This is a genomic window from Synechococcus sp. A10-1-5-1 (assembly GCF_023115425.1).
In the GTDB taxonomy this organism is placed as follows: domain Bacteria; phylum Cyanobacteriota; class Cyanobacteriia; order PCC-6307; family Cyanobiaceae; genus Vulcanococcus.
The window spans coordinates 707,612-727,377 of record NZ_CP096032.1; the positions used below are offsets into that span (position 1 = coordinate 707,612).

The 19,766-nt window shown below is 63.4% G+C and carries 26 protein-coding genes and 1 tRNA gene; 18 read left to right on the top strand and 9 right to left on the bottom strand.

Annotated elements, in window-relative coordinates; genetic code table 11:
* Positions 1 to 13 precede the first annotated feature (13 nt).
* Positions 14 to 457, top strand: a complete 444-nt coding sequence (locus tag MY494_RS03735) for a hypothetical protein (RefSeq protein ID WP_247911408.1) — start codon at positions 14 to 16, stop codon at positions 455 to 457.
* Positions 458 to 2,275: 1,818 nt separating this feature from the next.
* Here MY494_RS03735 and MY494_RS03740 read toward each other — a convergent pair.
* The 3 genes from MY494_RS03740 to MY494_RS03750 all read right to left on the bottom strand — a co-directional run bounded on the left by MY494_RS03740 (position 2,276) and on the right by MY494_RS03750 (position 3,009).
* Positions 2,276 to 2,452: a hypothetical protein gene (locus MY494_RS03740; protein WP_247911409.1), complete on the bottom strand. Its 177-nt coding sequence runs from the start codon at positions 2,450 to 2,452 to the stop codon at positions 2,276 to 2,278.
* Positions 2,453 to 2,511: 59 nt separating this feature from the next.
* Positions 2,512 to 2,787 (bottom strand): hypothetical protein, encoded by a 276-nt coding sequence (locus MY494_RS03745; protein WP_247911410.1) that lies wholly within the window; start codon positions 2,785 to 2,787, stop codon positions 2,512 to 2,514.
* A gap of 66 nt (positions 2,788 to 2,853) precedes the next feature.
* A complete protein-coding gene (locus MY494_RS03750; protein WP_247911411.1) occupies positions 2,854 to 3,009 on the bottom strand; it encodes a hypothetical protein in 156 nt (51 codons plus the stop codon).
* Positions 3,010 to 3,385: 376 nt separating this feature from the next.
* Here MY494_RS03750 and MY494_RS03755 point away from each other — a divergent pair, with 376 nt between their 5' ends.
* The 3 genes from MY494_RS03755 (at position 3,386) to MY494_RS03765 (ending at position 6,177) form a co-directional block, all read left to right on the top strand.
* On the top strand, positions 3,386 to 3,532 hold the full coding sequence (locus MY494_RS03755; protein WP_247911412.1) for a hypothetical protein: 147 nt from the start codon (positions 3,386 to 3,388) through the stop codon (positions 3,530 to 3,532).
* A 33-nt stretch (positions 3,533 to 3,565) separates the two neighbouring features.
* On the top strand, positions 3,566 to 4,057 hold the full coding sequence (locus MY494_RS03760) for an MliC family protein (RefSeq protein WP_247911413.1): 492 nt from the start codon (positions 3,566 to 3,568) through the stop codon (positions 4,055 to 4,057).
* A gap of 713 nt (positions 4,058 to 4,770) precedes the next feature.
* Positions 4,771 to 6,177, top strand: coding sequence for a glycosyl hydrolase family 57 (locus MY494_RS03765; protein WP_247911414.1), 1,407 nt, complete (start codon positions 4,771 to 4,773; stop codon positions 6,175 to 6,177).
* Here the strand turns inward: MY494_RS03765 and MY494_RS03770 are convergent.
* A complete protein-coding gene (locus MY494_RS03770; protein ID WP_247911415.1) occupies positions 6,174 to 6,329 on the bottom strand; it encodes a hypothetical protein in 156 nt (51 codons plus the stop codon). The two genes, MY494_RS03765 and MY494_RS03770, sit on opposite strands and share 4 nt — an antisense overlap.
* Before the next feature lie 68 nt (positions 6,330 to 6,397).
* Between MY494_RS03770 and MY494_RS03775 the strand changes: the two genes are divergently transcribed.
* From MY494_RS03775 to MY494_RS03795, 5 genes are all read left to right on the top strand, one after another.
* Positions 6,398 to 7,006, top strand: a complete 609-nt coding sequence (locus tag MY494_RS03775; RefSeq protein ID WP_247911416.1) for a sigma factor — start codon at positions 6,398 to 6,400, stop codon at positions 7,004 to 7,006.
* Between the two features lie 67 nt (positions 7,007 to 7,073).
* Positions 7,074 to 7,769: a DNA-binding response regulator gene (locus MY494_RS03780; protein ID WP_247911417.1), complete on the top strand. Its 696-nt coding sequence runs from the start codon at positions 7,074 to 7,076 to the stop codon at positions 7,767 to 7,769.
* A gap of 242 nt (positions 7,770 to 8,011) precedes the next feature.
* Positions 8,012 to 8,203 carry a hypothetical protein gene (locus MY494_RS03785; protein ID WP_247911418.1) on the top strand — a complete coding sequence of 64 codons (192 nt, stop codon included), beginning with the start codon at positions 8,012 to 8,014 and terminating at the stop codon, positions 8,201 to 8,203.
* A 99-nt stretch (positions 8,204 to 8,302) separates the two neighbouring features.
* Positions 8,303 to 8,710, top strand: coding sequence for a sigma factor (locus MY494_RS03790; protein WP_247911419.1), 408 nt, complete (start codon positions 8,303 to 8,305; stop codon positions 8,708 to 8,710).
* 20 nt (positions 8,711 to 8,730) lie between these two features.
* Positions 8,731 to 9,042 carry a hypothetical protein gene (locus tag MY494_RS03795; RefSeq protein WP_247911420.1) on the top strand — a complete coding sequence of 104 codons (312 nt, stop codon included), beginning with the start codon at positions 8,731 to 8,733 and terminating at the stop codon, positions 9,040 to 9,042.
* Here the strand turns inward: MY494_RS03795 and MY494_RS03800 are convergent.
* Entirely contained in the window at positions 9,039 to 9,296 is a 258-nt protein-coding gene (locus tag MY494_RS03800; protein WP_247911421.1) for a hypothetical protein, read from the bottom strand. The two genes, MY494_RS03795 and MY494_RS03800, sit on opposite strands and share 4 nt — an antisense overlap.
* A gap of 3 nt (positions 9,297 to 9,299) precedes the next feature.
* The gene (locus MY494_RS03805; RefSeq protein WP_247911422.1) at positions 9,300 to 10,358 is read right to left on the bottom strand and encodes a fatty acid desaturase; all 1,059 of its coding nucleotides are present in this window, start codon (positions 10,356 to 10,358) and stop codon (positions 9,300 to 9,302) included.
* Between the two features lie 165 nt (positions 10,359 to 10,523).
* Between MY494_RS03805 and MY494_RS03810 the strand changes: the two genes are divergently transcribed.
* On the top strand, positions 10,524 to 11,195 hold the full coding sequence (locus tag MY494_RS03810) for a hypothetical protein (RefSeq protein WP_247911423.1): 672 nt from the start codon (positions 10,524 to 10,526) through the stop codon (positions 11,193 to 11,195).
* Entirely contained in the window at positions 11,195 to 11,764 is a 570-nt protein-coding gene (locus MY494_RS03815; protein ID WP_247911424.1) for a PAP/fibrillin family protein, read from the top strand. The genes MY494_RS03810 and MY494_RS03815 overlap by 1 nt, the downstream gene beginning before the upstream one ends.
* A gap of 698 nt (positions 11,765 to 12,462) precedes the next feature.
* Here MY494_RS03815 and MY494_RS03820 read toward each other — a convergent pair.
* Positions 12,463 to 12,534 (bottom strand) — tRNA-Lys (locus MY494_RS03820).
* Between the two features lie 129 nt (positions 12,535 to 12,663).
* Here MY494_RS03820 and MY494_RS03825 point away from each other — a divergent pair.
* The 4 genes from MY494_RS03825 to crtH all read left to right on the top strand — a co-directional run bounded on the left by MY494_RS03825 (position 12,664) and on the right by crtH (position 16,407).
* Positions 12,664 to 13,182, top strand: coding sequence for a gamma carbonic anhydrase family protein (locus MY494_RS03825; RefSeq protein ID WP_247911425.1), 519 nt, complete (start codon positions 12,664 to 12,666; stop codon positions 13,180 to 13,182).
* 103 nt (positions 13,183 to 13,285) lie between these two features.
* Positions 13,286 to 13,408 carry a photosystem II protein Y gene (locus MY494_RS03830; protein ID WP_185187962.1) on the top strand — a complete coding sequence of 41 codons (123 nt, stop codon included), beginning with the start codon at positions 13,286 to 13,288 and terminating at the stop codon, positions 13,406 to 13,408.
* A gap of 58 nt (positions 13,409 to 13,466) precedes the next feature.
* Positions 13,467 to 14,837, top strand: coding sequence for an FADH(2)-oxidizing methylenetetrahydrofolate--tRNA-(uracil(54)-C(5))-methyltransferase TrmFO (gene trmFO / locus MY494_RS03835; protein WP_247911426.1), 1,371 nt, complete (start codon positions 13,467 to 13,469; stop codon positions 14,835 to 14,837).
* Between the two features lie 28 nt (positions 14,838 to 14,865).
* A complete protein-coding gene (gene crtH / locus MY494_RS03840) occupies positions 14,866 to 16,407 on the top strand; it encodes a carotenoid isomerase (protein WP_247911427.1) in 1,542 nt (513 codons plus the stop codon).
* Here the strand turns inward: crtH and MY494_RS03845 are convergent.
* A complete protein-coding gene (locus MY494_RS03845; protein WP_247911428.1) occupies positions 16,404 to 17,789 on the bottom strand; it encodes a glycoside hydrolase family 13 protein in 1,386 nt (461 codons plus the stop codon). The two genes, crtH and MY494_RS03845, sit on opposite strands and share 4 nt — an antisense overlap.
* Positions 17,790 to 17,820: 31 nt before the next feature.
* Between MY494_RS03845 and MY494_RS03850 the strand changes: the two genes are divergently transcribed.
* Both MY494_RS03850 and MY494_RS03855 read left to right on the top strand, forming a co-directional pair.
* The gene (locus MY494_RS03850) at positions 17,821 to 18,090 is read left to right on the top strand and encodes a hypothetical protein (RefSeq protein WP_247911429.1); all 270 of its coding nucleotides are present in this window, start codon (positions 17,821 to 17,823) and stop codon (positions 18,088 to 18,090) included.
* Positions 18,087 to 18,638, top strand: a complete 552-nt coding sequence (locus tag MY494_RS03855) for a hypothetical protein (RefSeq protein WP_247911430.1) — start codon at positions 18,087 to 18,089, stop codon at positions 18,636 to 18,638. The genes MY494_RS03850 and MY494_RS03855 overlap by 4 nt, the downstream gene beginning before the upstream one ends.
* On the opposite strand, the gene MY494_RS03860 is transcribed toward MY494_RS03855, so the two are convergent.
* The gene (locus tag MY494_RS03860) at positions 18,598 to 19,350 is read right to left on the bottom strand and encodes a response regulator transcription factor (RefSeq protein WP_247911431.1); all 753 of its coding nucleotides are present in this window, start codon (positions 19,348 to 19,350) and stop codon (positions 18,598 to 18,600) included. The genes MY494_RS03855 and MY494_RS03860 overlap by 41 nt on opposite strands.
* 106 nt (positions 19,351 to 19,456) lie before the next feature.
* Between MY494_RS03860 and MY494_RS03865 the strand changes: the two genes are divergently transcribed.
* The gene (locus MY494_RS03865; protein WP_247911432.1) at positions 19,457 to 19,723 is read left to right on the top strand and encodes a DUF6761 family protein; all 267 of its coding nucleotides are present in this window, start codon (positions 19,457 to 19,459) and stop codon (positions 19,721 to 19,723) included.
* Positions 19,724 to 19,766: the final 43 nt, after the last annotated feature.

Below are 19,766 nucleotides of genomic sequence, written 5' to 3' on the forward strand. Positions count from 1 at the left end.
GCACGGGCCCGCGATGAACACCCCCGCCCCCGACTGGATGCCGGATGCCGCGAAAGGCACCTACCCAGGCTGGGTGCAGCGCAAAGCGGTGACGCTGGCGAAGCGCGATCAGAAACGCGGTGGCAAGGGCAACGTGCAGCAATACCGCCTGGCGATCCACGAAGCGGTGCTGGCCTCAGAGGGCCGCGACCACTGGACTGGGGAATGGCTCGCCTGGGAGCTGATCGGCACCTACGACAACCGGGAGGCCGCCACGGGCAAAGGCGAAAGCAAAAAGCGCTACGCGATGCTCCCCACCATTGATCAGCGCAGCAGCCAAGCAGAACCCGACTTCGTGATATGCGCCTGGCGCACCAATGACGCCAAGCACGACATGACGCCCCAGGAGCTGTTGCAGTTCTGTTCGGCTGTGATCAAGCACAGCCCGAACTGGGTTGGCTCAGGCACACCGGAATAAGGCGGTGCCGCTCAAACCCGCTTGACCTGGTGAGAGCCAGGCTTTCTCCAAGTTGTTGGCCCGAGTGATCTCAGTGGTTGATGAGCATCAAGGCAAGGCATGGGTGCTGCTGGCGCGAGCCAAGCGCCTCAGCCTCGAGAAGGGTGCTTATCAATCTGCTCGAGCACTGCTCCATCACGATCAACAAGGCGATAGATCCGACCCGTGACCCGTGCCTTCGCTAATGCGGTCAAATAAGCCTTGAAATGATTGCGTTTACTACCTTCAAGGTGCCAAGACTCTTCATTTGGGGCTCGGCTTTGGATCACAACAGCCATCACATTGCCGAAGGTTGGTGACTGAACCAACTCTCTCTTCGCTATTTGATTTGACCAAAAATCAGTTGATTCACTTTGGGATCAACCAGTCCGATCAGCCCCCCCCCAGAGAACGCCAAATGCGCTCTTGAACGCAGGGGGCTCAGTGAGAAGCCAATCAACATCACGGCGACGCATCACGCGCGACTGGAGAAAGCAAGCGCTAGCGCTAGCGGTAGCGGCCGGTGCCGAGCGAGACCTTTCAGTCCCCCATCAGTGGCGTGATCCCAAGAACTTTCTGTCGTTTTCACCCAAAGGGTTCTAACTGACCGACCTTGTGGCCCCACCTCCGAGACGGGCGTGTTCATCATCGAAAGACTCACCAGCAAGGGTTGGGGACAAACCGAGGAACATCCAGACCACGACCTTGCCCACTTGCACGCAAGGCTGAAGAACTTTGCAGACGGATCGACCTACAGGGTCATTGACCCAGACATGACCATGGTGTGCCTGTTTTCAGGCGGAGCGACGGAATGCTGGGCCATGGATCAGGCCACCGTTGCATAACCATGCCAAAAGACAGTGCAATGGCTTATGCGCAAATCACCCTCTCGCCGCTGACGAGATCCTGATAGCTCACTTCAGTCGTTCCGGATTGGACTGAATCCGACTTCAGACCAAGGCGGTAATAGCGCTTGGCTTGAGCCGACCAGAGATCGTCGTGAGATGGATCAGAGTGAATGCTGGGCTTTAGGCGTGGAATGTGCATACATCACGAACTGGAGGGTATAAGAACACAGATGCCAATGAGATTGTCGTTCCATTTGTTCTCGGATTGAGATGAACAACGGTTCGATATTCAAACGCTCAGTCGAGCCGATGCCCGTCATGGTGCATGACTGAGGGCCCTAGCAAGGGGGGTGACTCTTGTAAGAAGATCCTGAAAAACGTATCGCTCTAACGGGAGAAATACGTCACGAAGGAAGGATGGATGGTCTCAGCTATCGCGTTATCCGGTTGAGGAGCTGGATCGTTGCGGACCAGCGCTCAACGTCTCTTGTGTTCAACTCAACCTTATCACCGGATCAAGCGCGCCACCCTCGGGCCCCACTGCAGGCCACTGATGCGAGCAAAGAGCCGTTAGGACCAATCGAGCGGTGAGGGCCTGATCAAACGTCTCAACCACGCACCGCGTTGGACATGGCCTCACTAGCTGCAACTGTGCTCAACACAGTTGTGTTGCAATAAGCCGGCTTGATAAACGGCTTTTTTATATCTGGTGGCAGACGGGGGCACTTCGCCAGCGACTGCTACCGAGCCGGAGAGGCCTCGATGCACTCCATCGTGCCGAAGGCTTCACCACAAGGCCTGATGCCATCGTCTTGCAAAAAAAAAAACGCCGGTACTCCTACCGGCGGTGGAACATCCCGTACCCATGCCTTGCGTTCCACAAAGTCTGGCTACGGCTCCAAGCTAAGGACGATGGCGTGTACGTCAGAAGGCCTTAGCAGTTCTTAGGAACCTATTGAGGAGAGGCAATCGCAAGCTTGCGCTTGAGGTCCTCGTTCTCGTCCTCCAACTCCTGAATGCGTGCTTTGAGTTGATCCACCTCAGACGCTTTCACGCTCAAGGTTGTGATCGTGGCGTGATAGGTCGAGGGAATCTCCTTAATCCAGGAATCCAGATCGCTGTGTTGCATGGTTCAACGCCCTTGCTGGCCGCAAGCTACAGCTGCCATCGGCTCCCAGCCAGAACCTCTTAAACCGCGCTATCCACCAACTGATGGCGGCTGCTCACCAACTCACCGGTGCACTTCACCGGCAGCAGCTTGGAGTGGCCACCGCTGTACCAAAGCTCCACCAAGGCCGCGCCTTTGATCTCGGGGTTAGCCCCAGCCAGCAACCAGAGCTCGTCATGCAGCACCTGGGTCTGATCCGGCATTCCCACGTACCAAGGGGCCTCGGGGTCAGCCGAAAGCTCCTCGTGGAGAAGCAACAGCGCCTCCAGAACGTCAGCAGCCAATTCAGGCGTCATGCCTCCATCCAGGCACAGCGCCTAGCCCTTAATCAAGCAGCAGAAGTACCGAGCTCTGGGCTGACTTCAGCGCCGCGGCATGCCCTCAGCGGGATGGAGGTGGCGCAGCAGCTCTGCCGGATGGCAATGGGACTGGCGCATCAGTTCCTCACGCCAGCTCCAGACCGCCTGCTGCACCGCAGGGCGGACATGGTGGGAACCAGAGCTGGACGTCGAATACATGGCCAATGGACGGGTGATGTCTTCAGGGTTGGGAGACCAACAGAAGTGAACTGTCCGCTCTGAACACCTGCGAAGAAATAGGTATTGATGCGCTCTCCCGTCAGGACAACGCGCATTCGCGAAGCAATTTCCCCATCAGTAGCAACGGAAACCAGATTCTGTGAACTGAGTTCAGATTGAACAAAAGAGGAGGGCTGCAGAGGTGACAGTGATGTCCATCACCCCAAGACCTTCAGCCATGGAAATCCTTGCCGTCATCGCCATCGTCGGTGCAGCGTTCGGCGGTGCCGCTGCCATGACCAAGAAGTGAGGCGTTAACGCTCCAGAGGAAACCTGAACCCCCGGGGTATACCCGGGGGTTTTTCTTTGTCCGAGCGTGTTGTGGGCAGAACCGGCAGGCCTCTGCACAGTTGGACGGCAAGCCCATGCCGCAGGAACCATGCCCCGCTCGCGCTTGATCCTCCTGGCGCTCCTGGGCCTGGGGCATGTACTCCCCGCCCGGGCCGACAGCACCCTCGCCTAGTGCCAGCTCAGCCGCCATGACCATACCCTTGCGGTGGAGTCCGGCCCCTGTCAGTTCTCCCAACGCCAGGGCAACGTCAACGTCCTGATGGGCCAGCGCTGGGCCTTTCACTTCCCGGCCGATCAGCAGGGGCAGAGCTATCAGCGCAGCGCCAGTGTCCAGGGCCTGCGCTTCAACCGCGAGGGCGACTACACCTTGAGCGTCTTCTGGCGCAAACCGCTGCAGTGCCGCGGCAGCAAGGACGCCATCTCGGTGGCCTATACGACAAGCGGCGCTGATCTCGCCATCGGCGATCAACACATCGCACTTGACCGCGCCCGCTCCGGCAGCGGCGCCCGCTACACCGCCCGCGGCGTGGAGCTCTGGGAGCACCAGGGCACCACCCGGATCGACTGGTTCGGGACGAAACTGAGCTGCGAGAGCAACCTCGCTCATCACCTGAGCCTGCCCAACGCAACGGACTACGCACTCCCATCACCAGTTGCGAGGACCTTGCCATCCACGAGGTTCTTCAAAGGCTCGTGAAGCTGTGGCAGCTGCACTGGACGCTTGAACCGCTCCTGGCGGATCCAAGCTCAAGACACCCAGGCAGAGCTAGACCAGAGACAGCCACGGAGAGGCTGATGGACCCACTCACCGACGGCATCCTGCTCGCGCTATTCATCACGGCGACTGTGGTGGCCGCTCATAAGACCAAACGGCCTGGGCCATCAGACACAAAACCGTCCTGCAAGGCCTTCTATCGGAGTGGCGACGACCACCCAATGCGTCATTGCTAATTCAAGGAATGACACAGCCAAAAGGCGCTTGAGATCACTCACTGTGATCGGCGGCGAGGGAAAGGCCGCCGTCCTTGTTGAGCAGGAGAAAGGTCACCGATCTCAAGCAACTCGACGTAATCCTTTGCGCTTGCGAAGTCTTCGCAATAGGCACAAAGACCATCGCGATTACAGGCATAAAAGATTTTCTCAGCGCTGCTCACACCTGGCACTGAATGAATCGTCGAGCCTCGAGCGGACCTGTATTCGAGCTTGGCCATAGGATCACCTCAAAGCTATGAGCAAATACTTGCCTTTCATCTTTTCTTAATCTTATCACTGGGGGCAAAAAATCTTGTCTTGATCAGAGATCCGGTCTTCTTTAGGCAATAGTTCTCATGGCTATTTGGCCTCTTCGCGGTGGAGCCGAGGGAAATCCACCGGAACACAGCAGCTCGGTCCAATCGTTCGAACGTCTCCATGAGCGCATCCATCAGGCCCCACCTCTGCGGCCGCGAAACCGAGATCCGCTCCGCCATGGCCGCCGGCGGTCCCTACTGGTCTGGGCAGGCGCCGTTGCAGCTCGATCAGCTGCGCTCGGGGTTTGCCTGCGCGCTGCACATGCATCAGCCGACCATCCCGGCCGGCCCCGATGGAGCGCTGATCTCCCACCTGCAGTACATGCTGGAGCACCCCGGCGAGGGGGATAACCACAACGCCGAACCCTTCGCGCACTGCTACCGGCGCCTGGCCGATCTGATCCCCCAACTGACCGAGCAGGGCTGCAGCCCGCGGATCATGCTCGACATCTCCGGAAATCTGCTCTGGGGGGCCGAGCAGATGGGCCGCAGCGACATCACCGAGGCCTGGCGTTACCTGGCCTGTGATCCCGAGATGCAACGGCACGTCGAGTGGCTCGGCAGCTTCTGGGGCCACGCCGTCGCCCCCTCCACGCCGATCCCGGATCTACAGCTGCAGATCGAGGCCTGGCAGCACCAGTTCGCCGCGGCCTTCGGCCTGGAGGCCCTGCAGCGGGTGCGCGGCTTCTCCCTACCGGAGATGGCCCTGCCCAATCACCCCGACACCCTCTTTGCACTGGTGGAAGCCCTGCAGCAGGCGGGGTACCGCTGGCTGCTGCTCCAGGAGCACAGCGTGGAGACCCTCACCGGCGAACCCCTGAGCGAAGCCCAGAAGTACCTGCCCAATCGCCTGATCGCCCGCAATGGACGGGGTGAGCGGCGGGAGATCACCGCCTTGATCAAGACCCAGGGCTCCGACACCAAGCTGGTCGGCCAGATGCAGCCCTACTACGAGGCGATCAGCCGCGATCGGCTCCCCTTGGGAGCCATCAGCGTGCCGTCCCTGGTCTCCCAGATCGCCGACGGTGAAAACGGGGGCGTGATGATGAACGAGTTCCCCCAGGCCTTCATCCAGGCCAACCAGCGCTGCGCCGGCAAGCCGGGGACTGCCGCCATCAACGGCAGCGAATTCCTGGAGCTGCTCGAGGCCCAAGGCTGCAAACCCGAGCACTACCCCACGATCCAGGCGGCCGGCCAGCGACAACTCCTCAGCGGCCTCGGAGAGCACTGGACGGGCGCGCAGCTGCAGGAGCGCATCGACGCCGGATGCAATGTCGAAGGGGCCTCCTGGACCAACGACCTCAGTTGGGTCAAGGGCTACGAGAGCGTTCTCGAGCCCATGGTGCAACTCAGCGCAGCCTTCCACCAGCGCTACCCAACACCCACGCCCGGTGACCCCGACTATCAGGAAGCCCTACTGCATGTATTGCTGCTTGAGACCAGCTGCTTTCGCTACTGGGGCCACGGCACCTGGACGGACTACGCCCAGGCGATTCACCGCCGCGGCCAGGAACTCCTCGGCCACTAGAGCCAGAGCGCTCCGATCAGCAGACCCATCAACAGACCCACGATCCAGGCCAACCAGGCCCCTTGGTATTCGGTTTTTAAGCCCAGCTTCTTCTTGATCCAGAAATAGGAACGCTCGTCGGCCTGAAGCAGCTGGCGGAATGGATTGTTCATAACCGATCTCTAGCCACGGCGCATCCGCGAAACGGCAGGGAACACTCCAGGTAGCTCCGGGAGTTCGCATGCATCCATCCGTGCGCCACTGGCTCTGGGTCAGCCGCCTGCATCCGCCCCTTCCCGAGCGCAGCGTGCTGGAGTTGGCGCGCATGATTCAACGCTGGCAGCAGCATCCAGGCGGGCCTGATCAGGCGCCCCCAGCGATTCGCAAGCGAGGACGACGGGCCAGGGATCAACTGGTGAGGCACAACCTGGCCCTGGTGGGATTCAGCTGGAGAAAACAGCACAGCCAGCTCAGCGCAGACGATGCATCAACGGCCGATGCGCTGCAGGAAGGGGCCCTCAACCTGCTGAGGGCCGCTGAGAAATTTGATCCAGCCCGGGGCTATCGCTTCTCCACCTACGCCAGCTTCTGGATCCGCCGCGGATTGCTGCGTTTTTGCCAGCGCAGCCGCCGCAGTATTGCCTTCCCCCGCGATCAGGCCGCCCTGGTGCTCAAGGCCCAACAACTCAGCGAGGACAGCCTCCGGCGCAGGGGAATTCAGCCCAGCCTGAGCTGGCTTGCCGCCCAGCTGAGCACCGCGCAGAAACACATTCAGTCCAGTCAATTAGAAGCCTTGATCCGCAGCTGGAATGACACCCAGACCTGCACAATTAGGACCATAGCTTCCTAATCCAAAACCAAAGAAATAGACCCCAACGCGCCTCTAGCGCTAGAGAGCAGATGGCAATCCAGGGGCCGTGAATCCTGAGCAAACCCGCCAGCAGATTCAGGCTCTACAGCGGGCCATTGCCGAGCTGCAGCAGGGCTGGAGGATTGCCGTCTGCTCTGCCGATGAACGCCTGATTGGGATTGCGTCCCTGCTGCTCGAGGGCTGTGAGTTTGCGGCAGACTCCATCGCTGAACTACTCGCTCTTCCACTCCCCAGCCAGCACAACTTGCTGCTGATTTGTGATGATGAGCTGGCCGATGGCGGGGCCCTGGAGCTAATCGAGCGACTGCCCCAGGCCACGGTTCTGGTCTGCCTTGATGCCTCGATTGCGCAAGAGCGACTGAACCAGCTCTGGCGCAGTGGAGCGGCTGGTCTTTGTTGCCGCCAACACTGCGGCGGCGGCCGGCTGCTCCAGGCGGTACTGATGCTGATGCGCGGCCTGCAGTCTCTCGATCCCCTGCTGGGGGAGCGGCTGCGCGAACAACCCCCGCGGCTCATTCCCCTACGCAACAACGAGCAGCACCTGCTGGAGCTGCTCGCCCGGGGCTTCAACAGCCGGGAGATCGCGGCGCTGGAGCAACGCCGCAGCGACACGATCCGCCGTCAACTCAGCGCGCTGTACCGCAAAGTTGGCGTTCGTGACCAGCGCGCCTTGATCGCCTGGGGGCTCGGACACGGCCTTGTGCGCCCCCGCGACCTGGCCTGCCGCACACCAGATCACTGAGTTGCGGGGCCTCAAGAAGCGGCAACAGATCCAGCAACTTGAACTGATCACTCCGGCTCGGGAGCCATCCCGCGAGGGATTGGCAATCCCCCAGAGGCACAGGACGGGGCAACGGCAACAGCCGCCCGAGCATCGGTAGCCAGAGATCCCCAGACCAGGGCTCAAAGCAGCTGATCTTAGCGATGGTGCTGATCGCCTCCGCCGCCGGACTCAGTGCAGAAAGATAAAAAAGCGTTGGCAGCTTGTCCAGCGGCAGAGGCAAGGGCAGCCACATCCCCCGCTCGCAGGCGATGGCCATCGCCTGGCGGTGGTGGGCGGTCAAGAGCAATTGGGTGGCCATGGGTTCCGGGCTTTCTTTCCCGGTTCTGGCTTCCGCCATCTCCCCACCGCCGCCCACAACCGTGGCGCTTCTGCGCACAGCTGTGGGGAGCTGATCTCCGTCACTGGGGTTTTCAGCCCTCAGGCTGCCCCGTTCTTTGGCCTTCTTTTGGCTTCTGTCGCCGCGGGTAGCCTCCCGCACCTGTTTTCACACCATGCGAACGCCCCTCACCCCAGAGCAACGCCGCTTTGCCAGCCAGCACCTGGGCCTGGCCCGTCAACAAGCCCGCCGCTGGGGCATGCCACTCGACGAGTTGCTCAGCCCGGCCTACGAAGGACTCTGCAAAGGCGCGGCCCAATTCGATTCCCGCAAGGGCTACCGCCCCTCCAGCTACCTGGTGAGCAAGGTCAAAGGGGAGCTCTTGCATCACCTGCGCGACACCGGCTTCGCGGTCCGCATCAGCCATCGCTACCGCGAGCTCTGGGTCAAGGCCCGCCGCTGGCTGGAACTGGACCTCGCCGATTCGGAAATCGCCATCCGCCTGGGGATCCCTCTGGCCCAATGGCTCGATTGCCGCCAGGCCTGCGGACTGCGTCCCATCCCTTTGGCCCCGGAACCCTAGGGGGCCTTCGCACTGAACCCTTGCGACTTCAAGACCTAACCCAACTGCTAACTGGACTGCTGCCTCTCTTCAGCCAGCGGCGCCCTGCCCCCAGTCCCCGCCGCCACTCCTTTGAAAAGGGGGACTGGCTGGCGGAACTCGAGCTGCTGCAACTCGCCCAGGAACTCAAAACCCTGGCCGATCAACGCGGCGGTTTTGAAGCGGAGCTCTTCGATCTGATGGTCTCCATTGCCGATGTCCTGGAGCTCGACCACGGCTGGCAGCGCAGCCAATCCAACCAATGGTTAGTTCGGATGGGGCTCTGGGAGGAGGACCTCTCCGCTGGGGCCTAGAGCCCCTCGCAGTGCTGAACAGCCTTCAGGTAAATGAGCTTGCCCGGTCCCTGCTGACCCTTGAGGTTGCTGGCGCTGCGCAGGCTCACCTGGGCATCGATACAGCGGTTGTAGCGATGGGTCTTCACCGCCTGGGGCACCTGCAGCAGCGCAATCGCCAGCAGGCTGAAGCTGGCGACGGCCGCGAGCACCGGGTAGGCGTGGGCCCGCACCATCTCGCGGGTACTGAGCTGCCGTCCGTTGTGATCAGCCATGGCTCAGAAATAAAAGGCCCCATCCACCGGGGATTGCCGCACCGCACTACAGCGGGTCGCCACCCGCCAAAGAGCTCGATGAATCGGGGTGGGGTCAAAGCGCACCAGCTCGGGGTAGCGCTGCCGCAGCAGAGCCGTACCGCGCCAAGCGTTGTAGTGCGGGATCGTGGAGTTCACGTGATGGCAGACATGGGTCGAGCCAATCCCATGGTGCAGCAGGTTGATCAGCGGGCCATAGGGCCGATCGACGGTTTGCAGGGCACCTTTAACCCAGGTCCAGTGCTGAGAGTCGTAGTGGGGAATCTCCACATCGGTGTGCTGAAGCCAGGTGTAGACCACCAGCCAGCCATTCACCACGAGATAAGGCAGGCCATAGACGGCCAGCACCCGCAGGGGTGAGAACTGAATGGCGGCCAGCACCAAGCCCGCCAGCACCACCAGCAGACCGACATTCGATCGCACCATCCAACGGCGGAAGGCTGTCGGGAAGAGCGGGCGCTGCAAGGGAACGCCCTGGGCCGGCATCCGGAAGTGGGAGACGGGCCGGCCGTAGGCCTCACCGCCGGTGACGCCCATCAGCAGATACAGGGGCCAGCCGAGCACCACGTGGTTGAACAGGGAGACCCAACCCGAGAGCCGGCGGCCGAGTTTCCGTCGTAGTGCCTGCGTGAATTGCCCGGAGCGCGAGGTTGCCCGAGGAGGGACGTGGGTTTGACCACGCTCCAGCTCATTGCAGTAGGCGTGATGCACCGCATGACTACGGGCCCAGCAGTAGTAGGGAACAAGGAGCAGGCTGTGCAAGACAAACCCCACAACCCCCTCGACCCGGCGATTGGGATGGAAGGCGTTGTGACCGCATTCATGGGCAAGCACCCAACAGCCCATGGCCACAGTCCCAGTGACCATCCCGTAGACCAGCCAAAGCGGCAAGAAAGCCCAACTCAGGGGAATCAAGGTCCCGAGCCCGTAGGCAAAAAGGGACAGGCCCAGGGAGAGCGCCAAGCTGCCCCAGGATTTCAGCGGGTCATGGCGCAGCAACTCCTCAGGCAGGCAGCTGAGCACCTCCGCCTTGCTGGGGAACTCTTGTTGGGCGGCCCTGATCGGCCGGAGAGAGGGGGAAGAAACGGCCGCTGTCAAACGGACCACCGGGGCAAAAAGGACAAAACGCGCTACGGATTTGCTTAAGAATCTATGGAGTGATGGGCCGCTCTCGTCAGAATGCCTGCCATGGCCCATCCCCTGGTGTTCCTCATCGCTCCGCTGGCGCTGCTGCCCGAAGGAGAGACCACCTGGGCTGATCTCGTTTCCATTCAGCATCAGGGTCCCAGCACGGGGTTTTCCCTGCGCCTGTTCACCGCAGGCGAGACCAGCAACGAGGCCCTGGCCGATCTGCCCTGGGACGGCCAGCTGGACCCCGGTAGCGGCGGATCGCTTCGGCGTCTGATCTGTGATGCGGAGATCCCTTGCTTTGACCCCCAGGGCAACGCCATCGGGATCTACCAGCGGAGCTCGGATCCGGACGCCCTCCACTGCATCGACCGCTTCTCACTGCTGGAGGCAGTCAATGAAACCTGCTGGTTCTATCCCACCCACGACGGTCGCTTTCTGAGCTGGGAGCGGGATCTGACCCTCACCCTGGAACCCGGCGTCGTGGCCAGCGAGGGGGCCAGCGCAGTGCCTAAGGACTATGAGCGCAGCCAGCTCGCCCTGCTTTGGAGCCTCCTGGCCGATGACGAGAGCCTGACCTGCGTTGGGCTCACCTACGGCGGGCAACGCATTGAGTGGGGGCAGCTCCAGGGACGCCCCGATTCCAAAGCCAACTGGCGTGCCTTCAGCGTCGACACCCAAGCCGAGGTCAGCCTGACGGTCCACGCCCGCCTACAGGTTCTAGAGGCCTGATGGCGAAGGACAAGCCCCCCGAGCGCAGTGAACTGCTTGAGATCCTGCGGCAGCAACCCAGGGGCAGTGCCAACCGGCAGCGCCAGCAAGTCGAGGCCCTGATTGAAGCCCTGGAGCGCGACCAGCCGGCCGATCTATCGGACCCCATCACCCTGCAGCAGCTCGAAGGGGTCTGGGAATTGCGTTGGAGCAGCAGCCAGCAGCCCTATCTATCGGTCGCTCCTTGGCTGGAGAACCTCCAGGGCCTGGCGCCATCCCAGGGACGGGGGGTCAATCTGCTTCGCCTAGTCGGCCCCCTCGCCTCCATCGCGGGGATCGCCGTCGAAGCCGAGATCGCCCTGGACCCAGGCCTGGAGCAAAGGGTGCGCGTGAGCTTTCGCCGCGGCGGCTGGGTTGGCCCAAGCCTTGGGGGCAAGCGTTTGCAGTGGCTCCAGAACGTCAAGCAGTCTTTCCCCGCCTGGCTCGACATCACCGTCGTCGATCAGGACCTACGGATCTGCCGCGGCAATGCCGGAACGGTCTTTGCCCTCCTGCGACGGCCGGATCTCGAGCTCGATCAACTGCTCTAGGCGGCCACCAAAAACCCCCGTACCAAATGGCCGGGGGTCTTGGATGCAGATTCTGTGAAGCGGCTGGTGTGGCGCCTGGGGCCAGAGAGTCCAGGTGTGGGGCTGGTTTCTCCTGGGGCACCTGAGGCGGTGCAGATGGAGTGTCGACGGCTCAGACGTCCCTAATCAGTGTCCGGTCCGACGACCTGCCCTACGGATGGGTGAAGACTGTTGGAGCAGGGGCCTTGGGTCAGCGAGCTTCTGCTGCTAGCGAGGTGGCGTGTCGTCCATGGGGACGCCTCCGGGTTCGATGGACACAGCATCACCGTGGGATCCAGCCTGGGCAATCAGCCATTCGACCCATTGCCTCACGATCCCAAGGGGCGCAGGCTGGATGGTTGGCCAGGACCCAGCAAGAGCGCGTCTCACATTGGTCCTGAGAGACCCTTTACAATTCGTAAGAGGTTTCTCGAGGCGGGCTGGTGCTCGCTTTTTTTGTGTCCTGTGCTTTTGGCAGCCAAGCCGGCATTGGAGGAGGCCTAGAACGGATTCAGGCGTAACAGGCCCTGTACTTGCCACCAACCCTGTCCCTACTGGCTGGCTTCTGCCTGCTGGGCTTCGCCTTGCTGGAGCTGGTCTTCAGCTGGCTGAGCTAAGGGGAAGACACAAAAAAGCTCGACCGTCTCGGCTGCTGCCAGAACGATCGAGCGATTCAAAAATGGGTCGTCTCAGATTCGAACTGAGGACCAATCGGTTAAAAGCCGAGTGCTCTACCGCTGAGCTAACGACCCTCCGAACGCAGGTTAGACACCGTCGTTTGGGGGCGCCCATCACTGGGCACCGAGTGAAGGTATCACCCGGAGGGTCCCGCCTTCAAACCCCCCGAGAATGGCCGCTAACGCGTCGTTTGCAGCAAGCCCATGGCCAGCGCTCCGTGGCCCCAGCCATCCGTCCATCCCGATGCCTGGGTTGCGGAGAGCGCCGTGCTGATTGGGGACGTCCAACTGGGCGCTGGCGCCAGTCTCTGGCCCACCGCGGTGGCCCGCGCTGATGTCTGCCCGATCGTTATCGGAGAAGGCAGCAATGTCCAGGATGGGGCCGTGCTCCATGGGGATCCGGGCCAACCGGTGCTCATCGGAGCTGACGTCACCATCGGCCATCGGGCCGTGGTCCATGGGGCCACCCTCGAAGACGGCTGCCTGATCGGCATCGGAGCGGTCGTCCTCAACGGAGTCACCGTTGGAGAGGGAGCCCTCGTCGCGGCGGGCTCGGTGGTGACCAAAGACGTGCCAGCCCGGGCGCTGGTCATGGGTGCTCCAGCCCAGGTCAAACGCGAGCTCTCCGAGGAGAAGGCCGCCGAGCAGCGGGAGCACGCCCGGCGCTACCGCCAACTGGCCATGGCCCACGCCGGCCGCTCCACGGACCTGGGCTTCCACTAACCCATAACCATTCAATTACTGCGAAATCGATCAGCACCTCAGAGCATCAGCCTTGGACGGAGCAGAAGTTCGTAAGATCACGTCACTCCTTTTACCCCCAGTCATGGACGCACGGCTCCTGCTTGTTGTGACCCCGATCCTTCTGGCCGCCAGCTGGGCTGTCTTCAACATCGGCCGCGCCGCCGTGGGCCAACTGCAGATGATGCTCAAGCGCGCCAACGGCTAAGGGCAAGCGCCCACCCGCCGGCTCCTAGCCTGATCAATTCAGGCGGAGCCGGTTTCGCGTGTCTCAATCCAGCTCCCAATCCGTCTTGGTGATCGGGGCGGGCCTGGCCGGAACCGAGGCCGCTTGGCAGATCGCCCGGGCCGGCATCCAGGTTCGGCTGGTGGAAATGCGGCCCGTGCGCCGCTCCCCCGCCCACCACAGCAGCGAATTTGCCGAGCTGGTCTGCAGCAACAGCTTCGGTGCCCTCAGCAGTGATCGAGCCGCGGGCCTACTGCAGGAGGAGCTGCGCCGCCTCGGCTCGCTGGTGATTGGGACCGCAGACAAGCATTCCGTCCCCGCCGGCGGCGCCCTGGCGGTCGACCGCGGCCGCTACAGCGCCGCCCTGACCGAAACCCTCGAGAAGCACCCCCTGGTGACGGTGGTGCGCGACGAGCAGCTGGCGCTACCGGGACCAGAGCAAATCACGGTGCTGGCCACCGGCCCCCTCACTAGCGAACCCCTGGCAGAAGACCTGCGAGCCTTCACCGGCCGAGGCGATTGCCATTTCTTTGACGCCGCCAGTCCGATCGTCGAGGGCGAGAGCATCGACCTCTCCATCGCCTTCCGGGCCTCCCGCTACGACAAGGGAGACGCCGACTACATCAACTGTCCGATGGACAAGGAGCAGTTCCTCGCCTTCCGCGAGGCCCTGCTGGCCGCCGAGCAGGCCGAACTCAAGGACTTCGAGAAGGAAAACGCCACCTTCTTCGAGGGCTGCCTGCCGATTGAGGAACTCGCCCGCCGCGGCGAGGACACGATGCGCTACGGCCCCCTCAAGCCCATTGGCCTCTGGGATCCCCGTTGGGGGGATGTCAATGACCGCGACGTGCGCCGAGCCAAGCGCGCCTATGCCGTAGTGCAGTTGCGCCAGGAGGACAAGGACGGGCGCCTGTGGAACCTGGTGGGCTTCCAGACCAACCTCAAGTGGGGGGAGCAGAAGCGGGTGCTGCGGATGATCCCCGGATTAGAGAACGCCGAGTTCGTGCGCTTCGGGGTGATGCACCGCAACACCTTCCTCGAGGCGCCCCAGCTGCTGGATCCCACCCTGCAGTTCCGAACGCGCCCCACCCTGCTGGCCGCCGGGCAGATCACCGGCACCGAGGGCTACGCCGCGGCCGTCGCCGGCGGCTGGCTGGCCGGCACCAACGCCGCCCGCCTGGCACGCGGCCAGGAACCGCTTCAGCTGCCCCACACCACCATGTGCGGTGCCCTGACCCACTTCATCGCCGAGGCCCCCAGCGAGAAGTTCCAGCCGATGCCCCCTAACTTCGGCCTGCTGCCGGAGCTACCCGAGCGAATCCGCGATAAGCGACGCCGCTACGGGGCCTACCGCGACCGGGCCCTGAGCGATCTGGCCCCCTTCTGCGAGCAGACCCCGCTCGCCGCCTAGGGTTCGACCTGCTTCGGAAGACCCTGCCGTGACCAAGCCCTCCTGGGACGTGATCGTGATCGGCTCGGGCATCGGCGGCCTGGTCACGGCCTCCCAGCTGGCAGCCAAAGGCGCCAAGACCCTGGTGCTGGAGCGCTATTTGATCCCCGGGGGATCCGGAGGCAGCTTCCGCCGCGAGGGCTACACCTTTGATGTGGGTGCCTCGATGATCTTTGGCTTCGGGGAGAAGGGCCACACGAACCTGCTGACCCGAGCGCTGGCCGATGTGGGGCAGCACTGCCAGACGGTCCCCGATCCAGTCCAGCTCGAATACCACCTGCCGGGTGGCCTGAACGTCGCCGTCGACCGGGACTACGAGGCCTTCATCGCCCGCCTCACGGGGCTCTTCCCCCACGAAGCCCAGGGCATCCGCGCCTTTTATGACACCTGCTGGCAGGTGTTCAACTGCCTCGATGCGATGCCGCTGCTGTCGCTCGAGGACCCGGCCTATCTGGCCAAGGTCTTCTTCAAGGCCCCCCTGGCCTGCCTCGGGCTGGCCCGCTGGCTGCCCTTCAACGTCGGCGATGTGGCCCGCAAACACATCCAGGACGAGCAGCTGCTGAAGCTGATCGATATGGAGTGTTTCTGCTGGAGCGTGATGCCCGCAGACCTCACCCCGATGATTAACGCCGGAATGGTCTTCTCCGATCGCCATGCCGGTGGCATCAACTACCCCAAGGGAGGCGTTGGGGTGATCGCCGAGAAGTTGGTGGCGGGCCTGGAGAGCCACGGCGGCGCGATCCGCTACAAGGCCCGGGTCACCGAGGTGCTGATCGAGAACGGCCAGGCCACCGGCGTGAAACTCGCAGACGGCGAGACGATCCAGGCCCGCCGCGTGGTGAGCAACGCCACCCGCTGGGACACCTTTGCGGGCAAAGGTTCGGTGCGCCAACCGCTGGTGGATGCCGCCCACACCCCCAAGGCCGAATCCACCTGGCGCCGGCGCTACAAGCCCTCCCCCTCCTTCCTCTCCCTGCACCTCGGGGTGGAGGCCTCGGTGATCCCCGAGGGCTTCCACTGCCACCACCTGCTGCTGGAGGACTGGGCGGCGATGGAGGACGAGCAGGGGGTGATCTTCGTCTCGATCCCCACCCTGTTGGATCCCTCCCTGGCGCCGGAAGGGCGGCACATCGTCCATAGCTTCACCCCAAGCGACATCCAGGCCTGGAAGCAGCTGAGCCCCAGCGCCTACAAGGCCAAGAAGGCCGCCGATGCCGCTCGCCTGGTGCAGCGCCTCGAAGCCATCCTCCCGGGCCTGGGCGGCGCGATCCGCCACCAGGAGATCGGCACCCCCCGCACCCACCGCCGCTTCCTGGGACGCATGGGCGGCAGCTATGGCCCGATCCCGGCCCTGCGCCTGCCTGGCCTGCTGCCGATGCCCTTCAACCGCACCGGCTTGCAGAACCTCTATTGCGTGGGCGATTCCTGCTTCCCGGGTCAAGGCCTGAACGCCGTGGCCTTCAGCGGCTTTGCCTGCGCCCACCGCATCGGCGCGGACCTCGGCCTGAACCCCTGGGCCCTGCCGGACTAGGCCAAGAGCACCCAGTCCTGGGGCCCCAGCCGGCTGCCGTCAGGGAGTGCCAAGTCTGAGTCCCGGCTGCGATTCAGCACGAGCCGCCGCTGATCGGCCCCCGTTCCCCGGATGAGCACCAGCGCGTCCTCCCCGAGGGGCTCGAGTTCCAGGTCAGCCGAGCGAAGGGCGGGATGATCTCGACGCAACTGGGCGAGTGCCGCGATAAAGGCACTCAGCTCCAGGGGTCGGTTCTTCCAGGGGAAGGCTTCGCGGCAGGCCGGCTCCTCCCCGCCGCAGAGACCGGCTTCAGTGCCGTAATAGATCGAGGGCGCTCCGGGTAAGGCAAAGAGCAGCACGAGGGCCAGCCTCAAGGCGCCCACATCTCCCTGGAGCATGTGCAGGGCCCGGGGGACGTCGTGGCTATCGAGCAGGTTGAGCTGGGCGCAGTTGACCTCGGGCCGATACCAACCCAGGGTCTCGAGCAGCAGCGCCCGATAGCCGACCGTCGTTAGGCATTGGTAGGGAATCGACTCCCGCCGGTGTCCCTTGGCGAGGGCTCCAGCCGCCACCCAGCCCAGAGTGCCCCAGGCGATCCGGTAGTTCATCACCCCATCAAAGTGCTGGCCGCCAAGCCACTGGCGCGCCTCACCCCAGATCTCACCGACGATCCAGGCCTCGGGGTTGGCCCCGCGCACCTCCCGCCGGAAGGCCTCCCAGAAGCTCGGCTCGACCTCATCGGGAACATCGAGGCGCCATCCATCGATCCCCCGCTCGATCCAGTGGCGACCGACCGCCAGCAGATGCGCTTGAACCTGGGGATGGGCGTGGTTGAACTTCGGCAGGGCCGGGTCGCTCCACCAGGCGTGGTAACCGCAGAACTCCCCCGGCGCCGGATAGGCCTTCAGCGGCCAGTGCTCGGTAATGAACCAGTCGCGGTAGGGCGAGGCCTGGCCGTTCTCCAGCAGGTGATGAAACGCCCAGAAGCCGCGGCCACAGTGGTTGAAGACCCCATCGAGCAGCAGCCGCATCCCCCGGCGTTTGAGCTCCGCCAAGAGCGCTTCAAAGGCCGGCTCGCCGCCCAGCAGCGGATCGACCTGGAAGTAGTCGTAGGCGTGGTAGCGGTGATTGGCGGCCGAGCTGAAGATCGGATTGAGATAGAGGCAGCTCACCCCCAGGCCCTGGAGGTGATCGAGCCGGTCCAGCACGCCCCAGAGATCACCCCCTTGAAAGTGGTGCTGATCGGGGGGACTACCCCAGGGCGCCAGCAGCAGGTCGTCCTGCTGGGGCGCTCGCCCACTGCGGCAGAAGCGATCAGGAAAGATCTGATAGACAACGGCATCCGCTGCCCAGGCTGGGGGCAAACAGAAACCCGAACTCGCAGCAGCTGACACCACTTCCATAGGGTGCCCCCTCGTCTTGCTCACTGCCCACATGCCGAATTCCGAGGAGCTGGCCCGCTACCTCGAGCAGCGGGGTGAACTCTCCAAACCTTGGATGTTGCAACTGCTGCGGCTGACCAAGTTGAAGGAGGCCAAGGACACGATGAATCCCGTGGAATTCGAAGAGAAGCTGCGCGAGGCCCACGCCGATCTGATGCGCCTGGGTGAGTTCTGGAAGGGACGCGAGCAGGAGGTCTTTGGCGGGCGTTACCAACCCTCGAGCGTGATTGAACCGCTGCCCGGTTCCCCGGAGGACCGATGAGCGATCAGCGCTATCCGATGGCACCGCTGATTCGCTTCACCCTGATCAGCCTCTACCTGGCCCTGGTCTTCCCCTTGCCCTGGCTGGCCCCGGCCGAGCTCCGGCCCTGGTTGATTGGCGCCCTGCCCCTGGGACTCCTGCTGGTCTGGGCCCTGGTGAGCGAGGAGGTCAGCCTGAGTGAGAGCGGCCTTCAGGTGGGTTATCCCAGCTGGTGCTCCTGGCTGTTGCGCCGCGGTTGGTCGTTGAACTGGGATGAGGTCAAGGGCCTGACCCCTGTGGCCACCAGCCAGGGGGGCCGCGTGTTCTATGTCAGAACAGAGGACGGCTCGGCCTACCTACTCCCCCAACGGGTGCAAGCCTTCGAGGGATTCCTGGGCCAGTTCAGCCAGAAGACAGGTCTGGACACCAGCTCTATCGGCCGGATCAGCCCGCCCTGGACTTATCAGCTTCTGGCCGGACTCTGCACCGCCATGCTCGCCTTTGAGGCGATGGTCGGCTGGGCCCTGCTCAGCGGGCGATGGGTGCTCCCGTCAACGGGGCTGAGCTGAGTCCATCGGCCGGAATCGTGTCGAGGCTGAAGCGGTAGCCCTGCTGCCGAACGGTCTCGATGCCGCCACCTTCACCAAGGCCGGCCTGCTCCAACTTGCGCCGCAGGGTCAGCACCTGCGTGTCGACCGAACGGGGACCACCGCTGAAGGGCGGCCAGGCCATGCGCAGCAATTCACTGCGGCTGCGAATGATGCCGGGAGGCATGAGCAGGGCGCAGAGCAGGGCAAATTCCCGGGGGCTGAGCTCCACGGGCTGATCCCGCAGGGTCACCTGACGCAAGAGGACATGCACCTCGAGCGGACCCACGCAGACCCGCTCCTGCAGACCGGTGCCACTGCGGCGCAGCAGCAGGCGGCAGCGGGCGGCCAGTTCTTCCAAACCGAAGGGCTTGCGCAGGACGTCGTCGGCGCCAGCATCGAGTAGAGCGACCACCGGCTCGGAGCCGGAGCGGGCGGTCAGGACCATCACGGGACAGCGCAGCTGACCGGCCAGCTTCAGGGCCGACGTTTCCTCGAGCAGTTCGGCGGCGACCAGCAGATCAGGGGTGAGGTCCTCACAGAGGGTGACCGCTTCTGAGGCGGTGGAGACAGCAGCGGTGAGATGGCCGTCCTGTCGCAGCCGCTGAGCCAGAACCGTGCGCAAGGTGGGGTGAGGATCCACCACCAGAACCCGCTTGAGATTCGATTCAGGACTGGGAGGTGTGGTGGACACGCCCTTCTCCTTGATTCTCACTACGCTATCGGTAATTTCAAAGGCTCATCGGTATCAGGCGCTGCCTTGATATCTGGCCACCGGGTCGAGGCCCTCTTCTCGAACCATGACCGCACTGCAGAACCCCGACGCCATCCGCCATTTCCAATCGCTCTGCGATGCCTGCCAGTCCCTGGCGGATCGCTACCACGCGCCATCGGAACTGAGGCTGTATGCCGACGGCTACCTGCATGCCCTGCGGCGGTCGGCCCTGCTTGATCCCATTACCCAGCGCCGCCTGGAGGAACTGGTGGACCGCTGGATCATGGATCCCTCCAGCTTCATCGGCCCCAATGGCGACATGAGCACCCTTTACGAGACGGGGCGCAACTAGTTCCGCGATCTGCACAGGAAAGGGGCCCGAGGGCCCCTTTTTT

Bases quoted from the DNA above. Each gene is read 5' to 3' on its own strand.
- MY494_RS03740 (WP_247911409.1), bottom strand. From the start codon at position 2,452: ATGCAACACAGCGATCTGGATTCCTGGATTAAGGAGATTCCCTCGACC.
- MY494_RS03800 (WP_247911421.1), bottom strand. From the start codon at position 9,296: ATGGCTGATCACAACGGACGGCAGCTCAGTACCCGCGAGATGGTGCGG.
- MY494_RS03735 (WP_247911408.1), top strand. From the start codon at position 14: ATGAACACCCCCGCCCCCGACTGGATGCCGGATGCCGCGAAAGGCACC.
- MY494_RS03865 (WP_247911432.1), top strand. From the start codon at position 19,457: ATGACCGCACTGCAGAACCCCGACGCCATCCGCCATTTCCAATCGCTC.
- MY494_RS03745 (WP_247911410.1), bottom strand. From the start codon at position 2,787: ATGACGCCTGAATTGGCTGCTGACGTTCTGGAGGCGCTGTTGCTTCTC.
- MY494_RS03850 (WP_247911429.1), top strand. From the start codon at position 17,821: ATGCCGAATTCCGAGGAGCTGGCCCGCTACCTCGAGCAGCGGGGTGAA.
- MY494_RS03750 (WP_247911411.1), bottom strand. From the start codon at position 3,009: ATGTATTCGACGTCCAGCTCTGGTTCCCACCATGTCCGCCCTGCGGTG.
- MY494_RS03775 (WP_247911416.1), top strand. From the start codon at position 6,398: ATGCATCCATCCGTGCGCCACTGGCTCTGGGTCAGCCGCCTGCATCCG.
- MY494_RS03790 (WP_247911419.1), top strand. From the start codon at position 8,303: ATGCGAACGCCCCTCACCCCAGAGCAACGCCGCTTTGCCAGCCAGCAC.
- MY494_RS03845 (WP_247911428.1), bottom strand. From the start codon at position 17,789: ATGGAAGTGGTGTCAGCTGCTGCGAGTTCGGGTTTCTGTTTGCCCCCA.
- MY494_RS03825 (WP_247911425.1), top strand. From the start codon at position 12,664: ATGGCCAGCGCTCCGTGGCCCCAGCCATCCGTCCATCCCGATGCCTGG.
- MY494_RS03815 (WP_247911424.1), top strand. From the start codon at position 11,195: ATGGCGAAGGACAAGCCCCCCGAGCGCAGTGAACTGCTTGAGATCCTG.
- MY494_RS03765 (WP_247911414.1), top strand. From the start codon at position 4,771: ATGAGCGCATCCATCAGGCCCCACCTCTGCGGCCGCGAAACCGAGATC.
- MY494_RS03855 (WP_247911430.1), top strand. From the start codon at position 18,087: ATGAGCGATCAGCGCTATCCGATGGCACCGCTGATTCGCTTCACCCTG.
- MY494_RS03810 (WP_247911423.1), top strand. From the start codon at position 10,524: ATGGCCCATCCCCTGGTGTTCCTCATCGCTCCGCTGGCGCTGCTGCCC.
- MY494_RS03770 (WP_247911415.1), bottom strand. From the start codon at position 6,329: ATGAACAATCCATTCCGCCAGCTGCTTCAGGCCGACGAGCGTTCCTAT.
- MY494_RS03830 (WP_185187962.1), top strand. From the start codon at position 13,286: ATGGACGCACGGCTCCTGCTTGTTGTGACCCCGATCCTTCTGGCCGCC.